Annotated in this window: 16 protein-coding genes; 3 read left to right on the forward strand and 13 right to left on the reverse strand. The window is 72.1% G+C overall.

The window, feature by feature from the left end; all coding sequences use genetic code 11:
* Positions 1-185: 185 nt before the first annotated feature.
* The 10 genes from ACGFZ2_RS15850 to ACGFZ2_RS15895 all read right to left on the reverse strand — a co-directional run bounded on the left by ACGFZ2_RS15850 (position 186) and on the right by ACGFZ2_RS15895 (position 9,709).
* The gene (locus ACGFZ2_RS15850; protein WP_393454047.1) at positions 186-1,400 is read right to left on the reverse strand and encodes a cyanophycinase; all 1,215 of its coding nucleotides are present in this window, start codon (positions 1,398-1,400) and stop codon (positions 186-188) included.
* Between the two features lie 195 nt (positions 1,401-1,595).
* The gene (locus tag ACGFZ2_RS15855) at positions 1,596-2,558 is read right to left on the reverse strand and encodes a zinc metalloprotease (protein WP_393264201.1); all 963 of its coding nucleotides are present in this window, start codon (positions 2,556-2,558) and stop codon (positions 1,596-1,598) included.
* Positions 2,559-2,954: 396 nt separating this feature from the next.
* The gene (gene yidD / locus ACGFZ2_RS15860) at positions 2,955-3,467 is read right to left on the reverse strand and encodes a membrane protein insertion efficiency factor YidD (RefSeq protein ID WP_393264199.1); all 513 of its coding nucleotides are present in this window, start codon (positions 3,465-3,467) and stop codon (positions 2,955-2,957) included.
* A 163-nt stretch (positions 3,468-3,630) separates the two neighbouring features.
* Positions 3,631-4,842 carry a D-alanyl-D-alanine carboxypeptidase family protein gene (locus ACGFZ2_RS15865; protein WP_393454050.1) on the reverse strand — a complete coding sequence of 404 codons (1,212 nt, stop codon included), beginning with the start codon at positions 4,840-4,842 and terminating at the stop codon, positions 3,631-3,633.
* A 274-nt stretch (positions 4,843-5,116) separates the two neighbouring features.
* Positions 5,117-5,539 carry a DUF6223 family protein gene (locus tag ACGFZ2_RS15870; RefSeq protein ID WP_393264195.1) on the reverse strand — a complete coding sequence of 141 codons (423 nt, stop codon included), beginning with the start codon at positions 5,537-5,539 and terminating at the stop codon, positions 5,117-5,119.
* A gap of 228 nt (positions 5,540-5,767) precedes the next feature.
* Positions 5,768-6,430: a response regulator transcription factor gene (locus ACGFZ2_RS15875; protein ID WP_357703381.1), complete on the reverse strand. Its 663-nt coding sequence runs from the start codon at positions 6,428-6,430 to the stop codon at positions 5,768-5,770.
* Positions 6,427-7,599 carry a sensor histidine kinase gene (locus tag ACGFZ2_RS15880; RefSeq protein WP_393454053.1) on the reverse strand — a complete coding sequence of 391 codons (1,173 nt, stop codon included), beginning with the start codon at positions 7,597-7,599 and terminating at the stop codon, positions 6,427-6,429. Before ACGFZ2_RS15880 ends, ACGFZ2_RS15875 begins: the two co-directional genes overlap by 4 nt.
* A 222-nt stretch (positions 7,600-7,821) precedes the next feature.
* Positions 7,822-8,238, reverse strand: coding sequence for an ASCH domain-containing protein (locus tag ACGFZ2_RS15885; RefSeq protein ID WP_393454056.1), 417 nt, complete (start codon positions 8,236-8,238; stop codon positions 7,822-7,824).
* Positions 8,239-8,331: 93 nt separating this feature from the next.
* Positions 8,332-9,051, reverse strand: coding sequence for an SDR family oxidoreductase (locus tag ACGFZ2_RS15890; RefSeq protein WP_393264189.1), 720 nt, complete (start codon positions 9,049-9,051; stop codon positions 8,332-8,334).
* A gap of 10 nt (positions 9,052-9,061) precedes the next feature.
* The gene (locus ACGFZ2_RS15895) at positions 9,062-9,709 is read right to left on the reverse strand and encodes a helix-turn-helix domain-containing protein (protein WP_393454059.1); all 648 of its coding nucleotides are present in this window, start codon (positions 9,707-9,709) and stop codon (positions 9,062-9,064) included.
* Positions 9,710-9,977: 268 nt separating this feature from the next.
* Between ACGFZ2_RS15895 and ACGFZ2_RS15900 the strand changes: the two genes are divergently transcribed.
* Positions 9,978-10,532 (forward strand): hypothetical protein, encoded by a 555-nt coding sequence (locus tag ACGFZ2_RS15900; protein WP_393454062.1) that lies wholly within the window; start codon positions 9,978-9,980, stop codon positions 10,530-10,532.
* 92 nt (positions 10,533-10,624) lie between these two features.
* Here the strand turns inward: ACGFZ2_RS15900 and ACGFZ2_RS15905 are convergent, their stop codons facing one another.
* Positions 10,625-11,167, reverse strand: coding sequence for a DUF5565 family protein (locus ACGFZ2_RS15905; RefSeq protein WP_393454065.1), 543 nt, complete (start codon positions 11,165-11,167; stop codon positions 10,625-10,627).
* 230 nt (positions 11,168-11,397) lie between these two features.
* Between ACGFZ2_RS15905 and ACGFZ2_RS15910 the strand changes: the two genes are divergently transcribed.
* A complete protein-coding gene (locus ACGFZ2_RS15910; RefSeq protein ID WP_393264178.1) occupies positions 11,398-11,856 on the forward strand; it encodes a hypothetical protein in 459 nt (152 codons plus the stop codon).
* 162 nt (positions 11,857-12,018) lie between these two features.
* Here ACGFZ2_RS15910 and ACGFZ2_RS15915 read toward each other — a convergent pair whose 3' ends face one another.
* Positions 12,019-13,419: a hypothetical protein gene (locus ACGFZ2_RS15915; protein WP_393264176.1), complete on the reverse strand. Its 1,401-nt coding sequence runs from the start codon at positions 13,417-13,419 to the stop codon at positions 12,019-12,021.
* Positions 13,409-14,011: a SigE family RNA polymerase sigma factor gene (locus ACGFZ2_RS15920; protein WP_393264173.1), complete on the reverse strand. Its 603-nt coding sequence runs from the start codon at positions 14,009-14,011 to the stop codon at positions 13,409-13,411. The genes ACGFZ2_RS15915 and ACGFZ2_RS15920 overlap by 11 nt, the downstream gene beginning before the upstream one ends.
* A 434-nt stretch (positions 14,012-14,445) precedes the next feature.
* Between ACGFZ2_RS15920 and ACGFZ2_RS15925 the strand changes: the two genes are divergently transcribed.
* Positions 14,446-16,878 carry a M14 family metallopeptidase gene (locus tag ACGFZ2_RS15925; RefSeq protein WP_393454068.1) on the forward strand — a complete coding sequence of 811 codons (2,433 nt, stop codon included), beginning with the start codon at positions 14,446-14,448 and terminating at the stop codon, positions 16,876-16,878.
* Positions 16,879-16,942: the final 64 nt, after the last annotated feature.

Consider the following 16,942-nt stretch of genomic DNA (forward strand, 5'->3'; position numbering starts at 1 on the left):
GCACGTCTAGCGGCGGGGTGTCTCGCACGGCGGCGCGGCCAAGATGACCGAGCCGTTCTCGCGGGAGCGTGCGAGTTCGGATGGCGAACCGGGGTCGGTGGCCCCTGCGGTCACGATCGGTGGTCAGCCGGCGGGCTGACAGGTCGATCGGGACCGTAACCTCCAGCCATTTGGAACCCGGTGGCTCAGCCCGCCTGGATTGACACCGTCAGGTCGGTGAAGGACGCGGGACCGGCCCCGCCGGCGGTGTACGCGAGGAACGAGGCGCCCTTGGCCAGTCCGACCGCGAAACGCGGACCGGTCTCCGCGGTCGTGCCGGTCGTCGCGGTGGACCGCCCGGCGTCGGCGAGGTCGAGGGCGGCGTCGCGCAGCGCGTACGGGCCGAACACATCGGTCGACGGCGGTGCCGCCGCGCGGTCGTGCGGGACGGCGGGCGTGCTCGTCGCGCCCTTCGTGACCTGCCACCGGCCGGGATCATAGCTGTCGCCGTCGGTGAGGTAGCTCCACCGGACACCGCTGATCGACCAGTGCCCGCCGACCGTGCCGACCTGGGCCGAGCGCAGGTCGAGGACCGACACCCCGTTCGTGCCGACGACCCGCGCGGTCTCGCTCGCCGTGCCCGCCCCGGTGACCACCAGGGCGGTGTTCTCACCCACCCCGTACACCCGGTCGTGCCCGGTGTCGGCGGCGAGCCGGAGCGACCGCCCGTTGCGGCCGCGCGCGTCGAAGTGGGTGTCGACGAGGCCGGAGGTGAAGAGGTTGAAGCCACCGGCGGGCCAGTAGCCGAGGATCTCGTCGGTGTCGTAGTAGCCGGTGTGTGCCCCGTCGCGGACCCCGTAGTAGCTCGACCCGCCGGTGATCATGTCGGGGCCGGCGAAGATCTGCATGCCGGCGCTGGTGCCCGCGACCGGCGCGCCGGCCTGGAAGCGTTGCCGGATCGCGGCGAGCACCGCACCGTCGGAGCCGTCGGCGTGGATCATCGACTGCACGTAGCGGAACTGGTCGCCACCGGCGAAGAAGAACCCGGTCATCGACGCGGCCAGCGCGGCGTTCGCCGCGTCGTCGCCGCTGCCGTTCTTCTTGACGCTCACCGGGATCCAGGTGGCCTCCGCCGCCCCGTACCGCTCGAGGACCTTGCCCACCTGGTTGGCAGCCCAGTGCGGCGACGCCGACGACGCGCTCAACACGCCGATCCGCGCTCCGGAGCCACCGGCCTGCCGGACGAACGCCCCGTAGACGGCGCTGTTGTCGTCGGCGAGAGCGCCGCCGATCAGCATGACCGCCCCCGGTCCGCTCGCCGATCCCGCGAGATCGGCGGACGCGGCTCTGCCGGGCAGGGCCGCCGCGGCCACGGTGATGATCAGGGCGGTGAGCAGTGGCAGGAACTTGGGCCGGGTCATGGCAACCGACGCTAGACAGCCGCCGGACAGGCGTCAAGGAACGTCGATTCCTGTTCCGCGACGCCCACCTGCCACCCAGCGGGAGCTGCCGTTGGCGGGGGTGCGGTTGGGGCCTCTCGGTAGCGCTTCGGTCCGCGTACACAAAGGGGGTTGACGAGCCGCCGACCGCGGCCCGCCAACCCCGACAGTGCGTGGTTACTTGCCGCCACCGGCCCGGAATGCCACCCAGGCGTCGCTCATCCGGTCCGCCTGCCCCGGGGTGAACATGTTCATGCAGGCGTCCTGCGTGTAGTCCATGAAGTTGTGGATCGGGTCAAGCCCCGGTGCCGTGCAGGTGTCCGCGCCCACCGGGCAGTTGAACTGCGGCGCCGCCTCCCGCGGAGTGTCCGCGACGTAGTCGCCGGAAGCGGAGCACCCGTGCGCGAAGGTGTGCTCCAGCATCAGCCAGTGCCCGACTTCGTGCGTGAGCGTGTCACCCAGGGCGTACTTGCCCGCCGTTCCGCCCGGCATCGACTCGTCGAGCATCACCACGCCGTCGATGTAGTCCCGGCCGTTGTTGTAACCCTTCGGGAAGTACGCCCAGCCGAGGAGCCCGCCGCCGATGTTCGCCGCGTACACGTTCAGGGTTCGGGAGTCGCCGGTGTACAACGCACTCTTCATGTCCCGCTCGTTCTTGCCCGGCACGACCGTGTACCAGTCGCTGTTCACCGTCCACGTCGTGTCGACGAGCGAGAACCGGAACGGCGTGTCGGAGGCGTTCGCCGCGGTGCGGCCCGCGAACGAATCGTTGAGCACCGTCATCTGCGCCGCGATCAGGGTGTTCCACCTGTTCGTCTCGGCCGCGCTCAGGGGGTGGTCGGAGATCATGTGGAAGACCGTGGGCACGGTGACGCTGCCGTTGGGCAGGCGCGGCGAATCCTTGATCACGCCGTAGGCGTTTGCCTCGTTCTTGGAATACAGCTCCGGCTCCTGCGCCGTGGCGCCCTCGCTCACCCGCGCCGCGCTGTGCCCCTCGGCACCCGGCTCGCATTCCGCGACGCCCGGGGAGGCGGTCACGGACGCGGCTGTGCCCACCGCCGCGGAGGCTCCGCCGGCCGCCAGGAACGTCGCGGCGGTGGCGGTCAGGACTGCCAGTCGGAACGTCAGTCTCCTGTGCATCGTTGCACCTTTCACGCATGGGGGATGGGGTCACAGAGCGGACGAGCGAGGGGCGGCCCGACCAGCTCACAGACATCGTCGTCTCGGTATGAGAACACGCCACCGGCGCTAACAACAGGCCCCGAAAGAGGGAGCATCGCCGGTGCGTCGGCGTCCTTCGGCAGTAGCCCGGCGCCGCAGGCCGGGTGGAGCCCCGCAAGAGGCGGGGCCAGGCCGTCGGCCGACCGCCATCGTCCGATGCCGAGGACTACGCGGCGGGCCACGCCGTGGAGTGCGGCATCACCGGCTCACGCGGCACCCGGGGTCGCCACCCGGCGAGTGGGCGCCCGCTGGCCGCCCGGAGCGGCCCGTCTGGCCGGGTGGTGCCTGCGGGTCACCACAACCGGCGGCCCCGGATCAGCGCAGCGGGTCGACGGTTCCGAGCGGCACCTCGGGCCGGCAACGGCGCAGCCGGGCCGCCGCGAGCCGCCCGCCGACGGCCAGCCCGTAGCGGTCGACGGCGGCGAGTCCGTACGCGCTGCAGGTCGGGGTGTACCGGCACTGCCCGGGCCAGCGGTGCGACAGCCAGCGGCGGTAGCCGCGGATCGCGGCGAGACCGGCCCGGTCCAGGGTTCCCGGCCGATTGCGGGCCGATCGGCCCTGCCGGGCGGGCGCCAGGCCACCGGCGGCGCCCGCCATGGCGGCGCCCAGGGTGAGCAGGGTGGAGAAGAGGCCGAGGTCGCAGCAGCCCGGGCTGCTGCAAGGGTCGTCGCCACAGGAGTCCAGGGCCCCCTTGCGGCCCTTGCATCCGGGTCCCTGACGACGGGAGCCGACCTCGCTGTGGCAGTGGCCCACGGCGTGGCAGTGGGCCGGCTTACGGCAGCGGCAGGGCCCCTGGCTTCCGGAGTGGCCGGCGCTGTTGATCGTCATGGGTGAGATCATGCCTGGTCCGGGCAAGGCGTCCGGCCGGGGATACGCCGGGAGGGCGAGCGATCGACGGAGGCCGTCTGGCTGAAGTCGCCGATCAGCGTTCGGGGGCGCGCGACGGCGGCCCGTCAGCCCAGCCCGTGCGGCTGCGCCGGGCTTGGACTCCCTACGGTTGGCTGCCTTCATCCCGCGCGTCAGTGCGCCGCCGTGGGGCCGCCAGGATCAGGACGGCCAGCACGAGGGCGGCGCCGAGGCCGATCCCGGCGGGCACGGACAGGGACGACGATTCCCTGGCCCCGCCGTGTTGCTCGCCCTTGACGGGGACTACGGGCCGGTCGTGCTTCTTTTCCTCGGGTGCGACCAGGTGGCCGACGGACGCGCCGGCAGGAAGCGCGAAGCCCCAGTCGAGCAGCGCTGCCGACTCACCCAAACTCCCCAGCGGCGCGGTCTCCGCCCCGAGCAGGGTCACGGCGAGCCGTCGCCCGTTGCGTTCGGCTACGCCGACGTACGTCTGCCGAGCCAGGTCGGTGAAGCCCGTCTTCCCTCCGAGCGTCCCGGGGTAGTGGCCCAGCAGCGTCTGGTCATGGGTGATCTCGATTGCCGGGTTTCCCGGCCGTGCCGGTATCTGTGCCACCTCGGTGGCGATGTAGCGCCGAAAGTCCTCGCGGGCGAAGACGGTTCGCGCGATCAGCGCGAGGTCGTACGCGCTGGTGTACTGGCCGGGGCCGTCCAGGCCGGAGGGCGTTGCGGCGTGGGTCTGGTTCGCGCGCAGCCGCTGCGCCTCGTCGTTCATCGCGTCGACTCCGCCCTGCCGGCCGGCGGCGCCGCCGCCGACGCGAGCCAGCACGTTGGCCGCGTCGTTCCCCGATTTGAGGAGCAGCCCCAGCCACAGGCTCTCGATCGAGTACCGGCCGCCCTCGACCACCCCCATCAGCGAACTCGCCGGATCGAGATCGTGCAGATCCGCCCGGGTCACCTGAACGACGTCGGCTGGATCGAGGCGGGACATCAGGGACGCCGCGAGCAGCAGCTTCTGCACGCTGGCTGGCGTTCGGTGCTCGTGGGGGCCGCACCCACCCAGGACCTCACCGCTGTTGAGGTCCGCCACGAGCCACGCGGTGGCGGTCACTGCCGGAGCTTTCGGCGCACCCGCAGGGATGGCCAGTCCTGGCGTCGCCAGCGCCTGCCCCCCGACTGCCTGCTGAGCGGGGTCAACCGGTGGGGGAGACGGCGTGGTGGGCGGAGGAACCGACGGCTTCACGGCGGGGCACGGCACGTACGGCGTGGCTACCGCCGGCGTTGGTGTCACGACGAGCGCGCCAGCGGGCAGAACCAGGAGCGCGCTGAGCGTCAAGGCGGTAACCCGAAAGTCAGTCACGTTAACGTACGGTAATCGGCGCAGAGGCGGGTACGGTGCGATTGGAGAAATGCACGTCGCGGTGACGGCGAGGAGCAGGTGGGGAGCGGCGGGCTGCGCTTGACCGACAGCACCGACGGCGCCGCCTGAAAACGGCACCCACTCCCACCTGCCGCTCCATGTTTGCGCTGCTCAGAGGCGGGTAGCATCCCGTTTCGCCACCGTACGCCGCCGCCGGAAGCCGGCTGCCCGAACCGGGCGGGCGCACCCGGTCGGCGGCGGCTCGAGGGCCGGGTCAGCCGGTGCGGCGGGTGCGGGCCAGAGCCAGCCCACCGAGGACGATGCTGATCAGCCCCACCACCAGTGCCACGTAGGCTCCGCCGCGCCCGTTGCCGGTGCCGATGCCACTGTCGGAGGTTGCCACGACCAGTCCACCGAGGGCGATGCCGATCAGCCCCGCCACCAGGGCCATGGTCGCTCCGCCGCGCCCGTTGCCGGTGCCGATGCGACTGGTGGGGCGGGCCAGAGCGAGCCCGCCGATGATAACGCCGGCCAGCCCCAGCACGGCGGCCACGCTGGCCCCGAGTCGCCCGGCGCTCATGGTGTAGACACTGGCGGCGGCCGGCTGGGCCGAGACGTGCGCGGCCGCCGGTGCGGCAAGTCCGAACGCCCCGAGCAGGGCGGCTGCGGCGGCGGCGAGCATGTGGCGGATGGACATCGAGGATCCCTTCGGTCGCGTGACGGGTACAGGCGGCAGCGTATGTACCAGCGTGTCTCCGGGTCGTCATGCCGGAGTTGCCGATGGGCCTACCACCCGGGTCGTACGCGCTCGGGGCGTCGTACCGCTGCGGTTGTCTCCCCGTACCGGCGCAACCGCACACTCGCCCCCGCCGGCAGGCCCGACGAGCCCACCGCCAGGCAGCCGGCGTGCTCTCGCAGGTTGTTGTCAGGAGCGGGCGAGCCAGCCGGGGACGGTCAGGCCGGACTCGTACGCGAGGATCACCAACTGGGCCCGGTCCCGGACCTGGGCCTTGGTCATGATCCGGCTGACGTGCGTCTTCGCGGTGGCCGGGCTCAGCACCAGCCGCGCCGCGATCTCGTCGTTGGACAGGCCGGCGGCGACCAGCGCCATCACCTCACGCTCCCGCTCGGTGAGCGCGCTCAGCCGTGGCCCCGGGTCCGGATGCGTGGCCCGGGCGGTGAACTCGGAGATCAGCCGGCGGGTGATCGACGGCGCGATGAGTGCGTCACCGCGCGCCACCACCCGCACTCCGTGGATCAGCTCCGCCGGCTCGGTGTCCTTGACCAGGAAGCCGCTCGCGCCGGCCCGCAGCGCGCCGTAGACGTAGTCGTCCAGGTCGAAGGTGGTCAGGATGACCACGCGGACATCGGAGCTCGCGGCGATCTCCCGGGTGGCGGCCAGGCCGTCCAGCACGGGCATCCGGATGTCCATGAGGACGACGTCCGGCCGCAGCTGCCGGGCCAGGCGCACCGCCTCGGCACCGTCGGCGGCCTCGCCGACCACCTCGATGCCGTCCTCGCCGTCCAGGATGGACCGGAACCCCGCGCGAACCAGGGTCTGGTCGTCGGCGAGCAGCACCCGGATCACGCCGCGCCCCCCGGTTCCGATCGCAGCGCCGGCGCTCCCGCCGGCACCGGCTCGGGCCGCAGCGGGAGGCGGGCGCGCACCCGGAAGCCGCCGTCCGGCCCGGGGCCCGTGCTCAGCGAACCGCCCAACGTCTGGGCCCGCTCGCCCATGCCGAGGATCCCGTTGCCGGGCGGGCCCGGTGCGCCGGTACCGTCGTCCTCGACCTCCACCAGCACGTCGTCGTGGTCGGGCCGGACTCGGATCACCGCGGCGGCCGCGCCCGCGTGCCGGGTCACGTTCGTGAGCGCCTCCTGGACGATCCGGTACGCCGCCAGGTCGACCTCCGGCGGTAGCGGCCGGGTTTCGGTCAGCTCGGTGCGGATCTCCAATCCGGACCGGCCGGCCGCCGTGACCAGCTCGTACAGGCGGTTCAGGCCGGGTGCGGGCGCGGTCGGCGCCTCGCCCTCCCGCCGCAGTATGCCGAGAGTCGTACGCAACTCGCGCAGCGTCTCCTTGCTCGTCTGTTTGATCGCGGTGAGGGCCTGCGTGGACCGGGTGGGGTCCGGCCGGTGCAGCGCGGCGCTGGCCTGCACGTTGATCAGCGAGAGGTGGTGCCCGAGCACGTCGTGCAGCTCGCGGGCGATGCGCAGCCGCTCCTCGGTGGCCCGGCGCCGGGCCTCCTCCTCCATCCGCTGCTCGGCGGCGAGCGCCCGAGCCTGTCCCTCGGCGAGGTAGGCCCGGCGGTTGCGGGTCACGCCCACGATGACCGCGATGAGCCAGCCGGCGTGCAGCAGCGTCGCCCCGTTCGCGCTGTTCGCCGTCCTGTTGTAGCTGTCCGCGACGGCGAAGGCGACCACCGAGGCGAGACCGAGCCCGATGGCGACCGCGAGGTGCCCTTCGTCGACGACGGTGTAGAGCGCCACGACGAACACCAGCATGATCGGCCCGGGCCGGTGCAGCAACACTCCGTACGCGCCGACGGCGGCCAGCGCCACCACGCCCACCGCGACCGGATGGCGGCGGCGGACGTACAGCGCGCCGGAAGAGGCCAGCACGGCCAGCAGCGCCGCCCGTTCAGCGGCGGTGTCGATGCCACGCGACTGCACCACCAGGCCGACGAGGGCCACCAGGCCGACCACGAGCACCAGGGCGATGTTCGCTGGACGGCCCTGCCATCGCCACCTCGACATGCGCCGAAGCCTAACCTCCCGGCACTGGCCGGGAGAACATCCGACCGGCGGGCGTGCGGTCCAGGTGGCGGCGTCCCGCGCTCGGCACCTGTCCGGGAACGTCACAGCGACGTGGCGGTGATCGGAGCCGCGGTCGGCCTGCTCGCGCTGACGCGTCGCCTCCCGGGCATCTCGTGGTGGTGCGACCGGGCAGCGAGCGCGACCGTCCTTCAGCCGTGGAGGTCAGAGCTTCGCAACGAGGCGGAACCGCTCCAGCACGACCGGGGTGTTGTCGTTCACGGTGAAGTCCGGTTTGCCCAGCCAGCCCCGGTAGTCCGTTCCGTGCCAGTAGTCCTCGTGCCCGGCTCGCCAGGCCGCAACCGAGTCGTCCCCTTCGCCTTCGTCGCGAGCGTGGTCGAAATCGACGTCACCCAGTCGGCTGACACGTACGTCGGTCACTTCGATCACTGCGACCCGGCGGCCGGCGGAGTCGACCACCGCCGCTCGGGTGCCCACCACCGGCAGCGGCTCGCCGTCGATCTCGTAGTCCTGGAGCAGGCCGGTGGTGGTGGTCTTGGTCCCGTCGAGCACGGCAGCGACCAACTTGTCGCGCAGTGGGCCAGGGAAGGCGAATTCGAACGAGGGCAGATCGGCGATCACCCGGACGAGGGTAGTGCGGTGTCCACTGAAGTTCACCGGGTTTCCGGTGGGCACCGACAACCGCCCTGGCAGGGCTCCGCGTCGGCGTCGTGCTCAAACGAGCAGCCCGCCCGTTGCCCGGATGTTCTGACCAGTGATCCACTGCGCGTCGGACCCGGCGAGGAAGGCGACCACGGCCGCGATGTCGTCGGGCTGGCCGATCCGTTGCAACGCGGTGACGGCGGCGGTCTGGGCCAGGGCCTCCGGGGGGTTGACGGCGCGCAGCAGGTCGGTGTCGGTCGCGCCGGGCGAGATCGTGTTGACAGTGATGCCACGGCCGCCGAACTCTCGGGCGGCGACCGCTGTGAACTGTTCGAGCGCGGCCTTGCTGGCGCAGTACAGGGAGTGGCCGGGCGCCGGCACCACCGTGTTGAGGGTGGAGATGTTGATGATGCGGCCCTTGTCGCGCAGCACCGGCGCCGCCTCGCGCATGGCCAGCACGGGGAACTTGGTGTTGACCGTCAACACTCGGTCGAACTCGTCCTCGGTGATGTCCGCTATCAGCGCCCGGGGGTTGACGGCGGCGTTGTTGACGAGAATGTCCAGGCCGTCGCGAACCGGCTGGAACATCGCCGAGATGCTGGTGAGGTCCTCCTGGTCGGCGCGGACGGCGATCGTGCCGGCGAGTTGGCTGACGAGGTCGTCGGCCGCCGCCTGGTTCTCCTTGTACGTGAACACGACCGTTGCGCCTTCGCCGGCGAGTCGATGCACGATCGCCCGGCCGATTCCCCGCGAACCGCCGGTCACGAGTGCGGTCTTACCGGTGAGCCTCATGCCGGGGACGCTAGCCGGGGGCGAGTTCCCGGTATTGAAAGAATGCGCACAGCTCGGTCGGCGTCAGGCCGGACAGGGCGCGGACCTCACGGTTGAAGTGCGGCTGGTCGGCGTAACCGCAGTCGACCGCCGTCTGCGGCAGGCCGGCGGACCGGGTGAGCATGCGCAGGGCGCGCTGAAACCGAGCGATCCTGGTGACAGTTCCGGGCGACAGACCGATCTGTCGCTGGAACCGGAGTTCAAGGGTGCGCCGGCTGACGCCGAGATCGTCGGCCAACGTGCTGATCCGGAGCCGATCCGCCGATTGCTGGAGTCGCCACCAGGCACGCATCGTCAGCCCGTCCGGCCCCGTGTCCGCGGCGAGCCGAGCGGTCAGAAAGTCGTCCAGCACCGCGAACCACGTCGGCCGGTCCGGTGCCTCCCCGAGCCGCTCGGCCAACTCCACCTCCAAGCGGCCGAAGACGTCCGCCAGCCGGAAGGTGCCGCCGGCCACCTCCCGCATCGGCACGCCGAACAGCGCGGTCACTCCGGCCGGCGTCAAGCCGATCGAGACGCCGTCCCCCCAAGCAGTCTGCTCGTAGACGGCGGGGTCACCTCGGGGCCCGGTGACCACCCTGCTCGGCCCGGCGAAGTCGACGATCATCGTGGCCAGGTTCATCGGCAGGACCCGGTGCCGTAAGGCTGCTCCCGAACCTGAGCGGAAGCCCGCGTAACCGACGACATACGGCCGCAGTCGCGGATGCGGGAGGCTGGCGATCGTCTCGCACGGCTCGGGAGGGACCCGCACCGGTATGGAGTGCACGTGGCTCACAGCCAGCCATCATCCACGCGTCCAGGCTCTGGTACGAGTCGCAGTGGCGCACCGACTCGCCCACTCGTGCTGCCCCGCCGGCGCGGACGGCCGGTTGCGCGGTTACCCTGCGGCGGTGGTGCTCGGCGAGGACGAGGAGCGGTTGGCGGCGTCGCTGGCTGACCGGCTCGACGCGGTCACTTTCACCGACCTGACCACGGATCAGGTCACCGCCCGGCTGATCGACGCGGTGGTCGACTGGGCGGAGCAGCGGGGCTGGCGGGTCTACCGGCGGGCGTCCAGCGTGCTGCCGCTGCCACCGCCGATGTCCGCACAGCAGTCGGTGCTCGACGTGGCCTGTGCCCGCCCGGACGGCCCGCCGGTCGTCGTCGAGGTCGATCACGGTACGCGCCGCCGCACCTGGGAGAAGCTGCTCGCCGAAGCCGACGCGGGGCGGATCCCGGTGTGGGTGCGCTGGGGTGCCGGCCGGTTCACGGCCCCGCCTCCGCCGATCCGGATGGTGACCTGCGAGGTGGGCCGGCGACCGGACCCGACTGGCCGGGGCCGGGTGCACAGCCGCTCGCCGCGAGCGGACAAGCTGCCGCCGGCGCACTCCGCCGTGCGGGTGGGAGCGGTCGCCGCCGTCGAACTGCCGCTGCCGCCGCCGGAGTCACCCGACCTCGAGGACTGAGGGGGCAGGGCACCAGGGGCCGTTCTGGCATGTGTTCCCCACGGCGCCGCCGCCTTGCGGGCAGCAGCGCGTGAAGACGTACAACCGCCGGCTCAGGCGAAGTCGCGGTGCTTCAACTTCGCCCGCCGGCCGTCCGGATGGTGCCAGACGATGCCCTCGTACTGAGGGTGCGCCAGCAGCCAGTCACGCAGGCCGGCAAGGTCGCGCGGCACGTCCAGCATCTCCGCGTCGCCGTGCGGTACGAGCTCGTGGCCCCGCACGCCCTCGGGGTTCCCGTTGATCTTCGGGCCGATCAGCTCGTAGGTGCCGGCGCGCCGTCGCTCGGGCGAGCCGGCGAGGGCCTCGGCGTGGTACCGCGCGTACGGCGACTGCTCGATCGGCTCCCACCCCACGGTCTTGCCCGTGACCTCGTCCGTCATCACGGGCCGGTAGCCGGGCGGTCGCGCGCGGCCGGGCCGCACCTCGCGCCGTGCCCACCAGATGCCGTCCTCGTCGAGCATCACGCAGGTGCCGTCGTACTTGCGCGTCGGCGTTCCCTCGCCGTCGAGGACCCACTGGCAGGCAGGGTCTGCCTCGGGCAGGACGCGTTTGCGGTCGTCCGGGTCGCGGCGGAACAGCGTGGGGATCTTGTTCACGCCCGCATGGTCTCACCAGTGCAAAACGGATATCACCTCGCGCTGCCGGCGGAGCTGGCGCGGTGTCGGGTGCTGCCGGGGCGCGCGGCCGTCAGCACTCTGCTCCACCTTCTCCGGCGCCTGCACCAGCGATCCCGGCTGCCCGCGCTGCCCCGGATCGTGGTGATGATCCACTGTGGGACCATGGCGGCTCATGCGCGATCTTGGCGCCGAAGCATTTGGGGGACTGTGTGCGTGGACCAGCGCGACGACTGACCATCTCGATCATCTCCGCCACGGTTGCGGCGGTGGGGCTCGCTTCGCCCGCTCAGGCCGCGACGAATCCGTTCACCGCGGCGCAGGCGTGCAACAACGACTTCGGTGGCTCGTGGGCGTACGCCGGTGACGGCCACCGGTCGATCTACGCGCCGGACGGCACCAGGGTGGGCGACGTCTACCTGATGTACAACAGCGCCACCGCGTACAACTGTGTCGCCACCCTCAAGCGGGTGGCTGTCGGCTCGACGACCGGGGTTTCCGCCGGGATCCGGGTGGAGGGTGGTTCCTGGGTCTACGACTCCGGAAACTTCAAGTACTACGCCGCGATCCAACGTTCTGCCCGTGACAAGTGCGTGATGTACAGCGGCGAGGTCCTGTACGGCACCAGCTGGCAGGGCGCTGGCCGGTACAGCTGGGGCAATTGCGGCTGAGCTGCCCTCAGCCCGGATCCATCGGTGGGCACTGACCGGCCCGGGCGCGTAACTCGTATGCCAGGGGCCGCTCGGCAGGCCAGCGAGAACCGGTCCCACCGCCGGAGACCATCCGGCGGTGGGACCGGACCGACCGCCCCGTGTCGGTGGTCCGGTCGGTCGTCACCTCGCCCAGACGGTCGGTTCACCGAGCTGGCCGATGTCGGCGCCGAGGGCCGGGGTGGCCGCCGTCCGCAGGACCCGGCCACTCGTGTCGAGGATGTTCACTGTGGCCACCTGGCGGGGATCGACGCGTATCGTGCCCGCACCGGCTTCCAGCCGACCGCTAGCGATCGTGCGTCCCCTGCCGTCGAGCAACTCGGCGCGGACCGCCGATTCCGGCCCGACGACCAGCACGCCGCCTGTCTCGCCGGGCACCTGGACGGCCACCAGGTCAGGAAGCCCGGTGGCGGTCCGGTAGGTGACCGGTGCCCCTGACTCCGCATGCTGCGGCTGGTCGGTATCGGTCATCAGCAGGGCGGCGCAGCCGCCGTCAGGCGAGCAGGAACTCACCACCGCGGCTACTGGCGCGCCAGGAACCCAGTCGGGTAACCGTCCGCTCCAGATCACCTGGGGCGCCGGCCCGGTGAGCCCGTGGCCATCGAGCACGTCTTGCAGGGCGCGTACGGCGGTCGTGGCGAGCGTGGTTTCCGCTGAGCCGCGTGCGCCGGTGGTGGAACCCGGCGGCGCGTTCTCCGTCGGGCTGGCCATGCCCGGTCCACCACCGCCCGGACCGGCGTATCGCACGACGCCGTCGCAGGTGAACCGCCACCGTTCGGCCACCTGGCCCGCCCCCCGGACCACGAAACCATCGGTGTTGACCGTCTGCCAGCTTCGGGCGACCGATCCGTCCGGCTGGATCCGGCCGTCGGCGGAGGTCTCGACGCGGCACCCGGCCGGTGCCAGCCCGACGGTGAGGTCGGCGAGACGGCGGCCGTCCACCGGAGACAGCCGGCCGAGGAAGACGATCGGCTCCAAGGGCTGCGGTTCGTCCGGGGTGCCGGTCTTGTCCAGCAGTTCCGGCACGGACGCACCGGCATCACCGAGCCCATGGCGCAGCAACGCGTGCGAGTCGTTCAGGAAGGCCACCACCACCGTCCGGGCACCCGGTGCGTCGTGTGCGAGCAGCACCTTCACCTCGTCCAGCGCCGGGTCGACCAGCAGGTGGGCGCGAGCCGACCGGTACTGCTGCTCGATGTCCGCGATCAGCGCCCGGTCGCCGGCGAGGTTGCCCCGGGTCGGCGAGTCCAACAACCGTCGCACCATCGGCTTGTCGACCCGACTCGCCGGCTGGTACGTCCCCATCGCGGGTGGCGGCGACGACCCCGCGTCGGTGCCTGCCGGGGGGCCGGCCACGCCGAACATCGGCAGCGCCACCGCCACCGCCGCCAGACCGACCACGCCTGCCGCCATCCGCCGCTGCCGGCGCCGCCGGACGCGGACCAGCAACCGGTGATACGGGTCGGGGCGCGGCAGGACTGGCTCGGCGAGCCGGGCCAACGTCTCCTTGATCTCATCGGGCATCGTTCGCACCTCTCCAGCTAGTGGCGGCGGGCAACACGACGGTCGGTGGCGGGTCGGTTGGCAGCGGCTCTTGAGCGCCCGGCCGTGACGACCCTGCCGACGGCGTCGGCAGCACCGCCCGCAGCCGGGCGATCCCGCGGGACGCGAGGCTCTTCACCGTGCCGACCGAGCAACCGAGCGTCTGGGCGGTCTGCGCCTCGGTGAGGTCCTCCCAGTAGCGCAGCACCAACACCGCCCGCATCCGGGGTGGCAGACCGTGCAAGGCGGCGCGCACCTCTTCGCGTACCACGACGTCGTCCGCCACGTCGCGGCTGCCCCGGTCGGCGTGCAGCCGCCAGGCGCCGGTCACGCCGGCCAGAAACTCCCGGGAACCGAACCGGTGCCACAGGCTGACCCGCTCGTTGACCATGATCCGGCGGACGTATGCCATCGGTTCGTCCACGTGCCGCCACCGTCGCATCGCCCGCATCAGCGCGTTCTGCACCAGGTCTTCGGCCGCGTGCCGTGATCCGGTCAGCAGGTACGCGGTCCGCAGCAGATCCGCATATCGGATCTCGACGAACTCGCGGAAGCCGTCTTCCGTCAAGTGCACCCTCCAGCCCTATCTTGGGCATCATCGACGAGAAGATGACCCTGGGACGCCGGAAAAGGTTGACCGACGGCCACGGCGGCGTGTTCCCGCCCCCTCGGGTGCCGGGGATCAGTGGTGCCCCGGGCCGCCGAGGCGAACCCCCCGGGGGGCTTACCGGAGGTATTGACAGATCACTTTGGGCGCACTGAGGATTGGCGCAGTCCACCGACCGCCACCGGAGCAGCCTCCCGTCCATCAGCCTGACGACGTTTCCGCAGCTCGGCGATGCGGCCAGCGTCGGTCCGCCGCAACCGGACAGCACCACCACCTTCCTTCCACCGTGTCGTGGCGCCGCAGGCGTGGCGCGCGACCGACGGGGCGGAGCCGCGTACCCCGGGCGGGCCCCTCGGCCATCTCGTTCGGTCACCCGTGCCGACGAACAGAAGGGTCGACAGATGCGTGATCCCCAAGGTCCCCGGTGGCGACGCCGCCTTCCCCTCCCCGCCGTGCTGGCCGGGGCCGTGGCCGTGGTGCTGCTGGTCAGCCCGGCCTCGGCCACCGCGCCGTCCGTCGCCCCCGCCGTCGACCTGGTCCGGGTCGGCGACGAGGAGGCGAACGTCGTCGAGGTGCTGCTCGCCGGCACCGCACAGCTGGATGCCCTCGTCGCCACCGGCGTCGACCTCGACCACCACGTCGCCCACACCGAGAACGGCGTCGTCGCGCACGCGGTCGTCACGGCCGGCGAGGCGGCGGCGCTGACCGAGGCCGGCTTCACGCTCGGCAAGGTGCTGCACCGGCCCGCCGACGCGCGGGAGCGGGTGGCGGAACGCGAGGCGACCATCGCCGGCCGCGTGGCCGAGAACCGGCAGTTCGCCGCCGCCGCGGCCGACCCGAGCGCCCCGGACGCCTCCGACGTCAAGATCATCCGGGCGGACTGGTACACCTCCGGGACCAGCCAGATCCTCTCCGTCGAGGCGAAGTGGACGCAGGGCCAGACGGCCGCGACCCCCCTCACCGTCGAGCGGGACAGCGGCCCTGGCACGGAGTTCGGCTCCGGCGGGACGCAGACCATCTCCCGGTTCGTCGACGCCGGCGTCTACCTGTACCACCGGGGCGCCGCCACGGTGACCAGCCGCCCCGACCGCATCCGGATCACCAGCCCGACCGGCGACGTGGCCGTCGCGCAGGTGCGGGAGTGGCTGCCGACCCCGGGCACCGGCCCCGAGGGACCGGGCTACCAGAAGGACTTCGTCACCAGCTACCTGACGCCCACCGAGCTGTACGCCCGGATCCACCAGCTGGCCGCCGAGTTCCCGCGGCTCGCCGAGGTCGTGGAGCTGCCCTACAAGACCAACGGCTACCGGCGGCACGCGCAGGCGGTGCTCGGCACCGCCACCGCCAGCCGCGTCGCGGTGGACTCCCTCGCCTGGGGCCACGAGGGCGGCAACGCCATCTCCGTGGAGCTCGCCGACCCGGGCGCGGCGAACACGCCGCTGTCGGTGACCGTCACCGGCTCCGCGGTACGGGTCACCCTGGGCACCGACGGCGCGGGCGCGGTGACCAGCACCGCCGCCCAGGTCGTCGCGGCGCTCAACACCGGCGCCGGGGCGCTGCTGCGGGCGTACACCTATCGGGGCAGCCCGGGCACCGGCGTGGTCGCGCCGGCGCCGCGGACCGCGCTCAGCGACGGCCTCAGCGCGCCCGCCAGCGTCTCCCGCGACCCGCACCCCGTGTACGCGATCCGGATCGGCAAACACCGCGACGGCTCGAAGCTCGGCGTGCTCGCCTACGCCCAGGAGCACGCCCGCGAGTGGGTGCCGCCGCTGGTCACCATCGAGACCGCCGAACGGCTGCTGCGCAACTACGCCCACGACGGCCAGACCAAGCAGCTGCTGGACAGCCTCGACATCTGGATCGCCCCGTCGGTCAACCCCGACGGCGGGCACTACTCGTTCTACGACTTCAACTCCCAGCGCAAGAACATGACCAACCACTGCCCGTCGACCGGGGCCGCCGACTTCCTGGCCCGCAACTCGTGGGGCGTGGACAACAACCGCAACTACACCGAGTACAGCCTCTTCGACGGCTACTCCGGCGCGTCGTCGAGCTGCACCAGCGGCACCTACGCCGGCCCGAGCGAGCTGTCCGAGCCGGAGAACCGCAACGTCGACTGGCTGGCCGCCCGCCCGAACATCAGGTTCTCGATGAACCTGCACTCGTCGGGCAACTACTTCATGTGGTCGCCGGGGGCGTACGCGCTGCCCGACCGGGTCTCCGCGCCGCGGCCGACGCTGGCCGAGGAGTCGGCGTTCTGGGGCGCGTCGTCGCGGATCCTGGCCGCCATCAAGCGGCACCGCAACATGGCGGTCACCCCGGCGCGCACCGGCCCGATCTCCGACGTGCTCTACTCGGCGGCCGGTAACTCGGGGGACATGCTCTGGTACAAGTACGGCATCTACGCCTGGAACTTCGAGGTCGGCACCTCGTTCCAGCCGGAGTGGGACGAGGCGCACGACGAGACCATGGAGTTCGCCAACGGCCTCGTCGAGCTGATGCGGGTGGCCCGTGACTTCGCCAAGGACAACAGCCGGCCGCGCAGCACGCTGACGGTCGCGCCGAGTTCGACGCCGGGCATGGTGACCGTGACGTTCTCCACGAGCGAGCCGGCGGCCGTCTTCTACACCCTCGACCGGGCCGCCCCGACGTACGCGTCGACCCTCTACGGCTCCGCCGGCGTCCGCGAGGGCGGGGAGACGCTGACCGTCCCGGCGGGCACGACGGTCCACTGGTTCTCGGTGGACTCGGCGGGCAACGTCGAGAACAACTACCGCCCCGACGGCAACGGCACGAACTACCGCCAGGGCACCGCCGTCCTTCCTGCTGGCTGAGGTCCTCCGGCCGGTACCGATGGCCCGGCGGGCCCTGCCGCGGAGCCGGGAACGGCGCGGACCA

Source organism: Micromonospora sp. NPDC048063 (genome assembly GCF_043202855.1).
In the GTDB taxonomy this organism is placed as follows: domain Bacteria; phylum Actinomycetota; class Actinomycetes; order Mycobacteriales; family Micromonosporaceae; genus Micromonospora.

Coding starts and splice junctions, on each gene's coding strand:
- ACGFZ2_RS15850 (WP_393454047.1), bottom strand. CDS start 1,400: ATGACCCGGCCCAAGTTCCTGCCACTGCTCACCGCCCTGATCATCACC.
- ACGFZ2_RS15855 (WP_393264201.1), bottom strand. CDS start 2,558: ATGCACAGGAGACTGACGTTCCGACTGGCAGTCCTGACCGCCACCGCC.
- yidD (WP_393264199.1), bottom strand. CDS start 3,467: ATGACGATCAACAGCGCCGGCCACTCCGGAAGCCAGGGGCCCTGCCGC.
- ACGFZ2_RS15870 (WP_393264195.1), bottom strand. CDS start 5,539: ATGTCCATCCGCCACATGCTCGCCGCCGCCGCAGCCGCCCTGCTCGGG.
- ACGFZ2_RS15880 (WP_393454053.1), bottom strand. CDS start 7,599: ATGTCGAGGTGGCGATGGCAGGGCCGTCCAGCGAACATCGCCCTGGTG.
- ACGFZ2_RS15890 (WP_393264189.1), bottom strand. CDS start 9,051: ATGAGGCTCACCGGTAAGACCGCACTCGTGACCGGCGGTTCGCGGGGA.
- ACGFZ2_RS15895 (WP_393454059.1), bottom strand. CDS start 9,709: ATGAACCTGGCCACGATGATCGTCGACTTCGCCGGGCCGAGCAGGGTG.
- ACGFZ2_RS15915 (WP_393264176.1), bottom strand. CDS start 13,419: ATGCCCGATGAGATCAAGGAGACGTTGGCCCGGCTCGCCGAGCCAGTC.
- ACGFZ2_RS15925 (WP_393454068.1), top strand. CDS start 14,446: ATGCGTGATCCCCAAGGTCCCCGGTGGCGACGCCGCCTTCCCCTCCCC.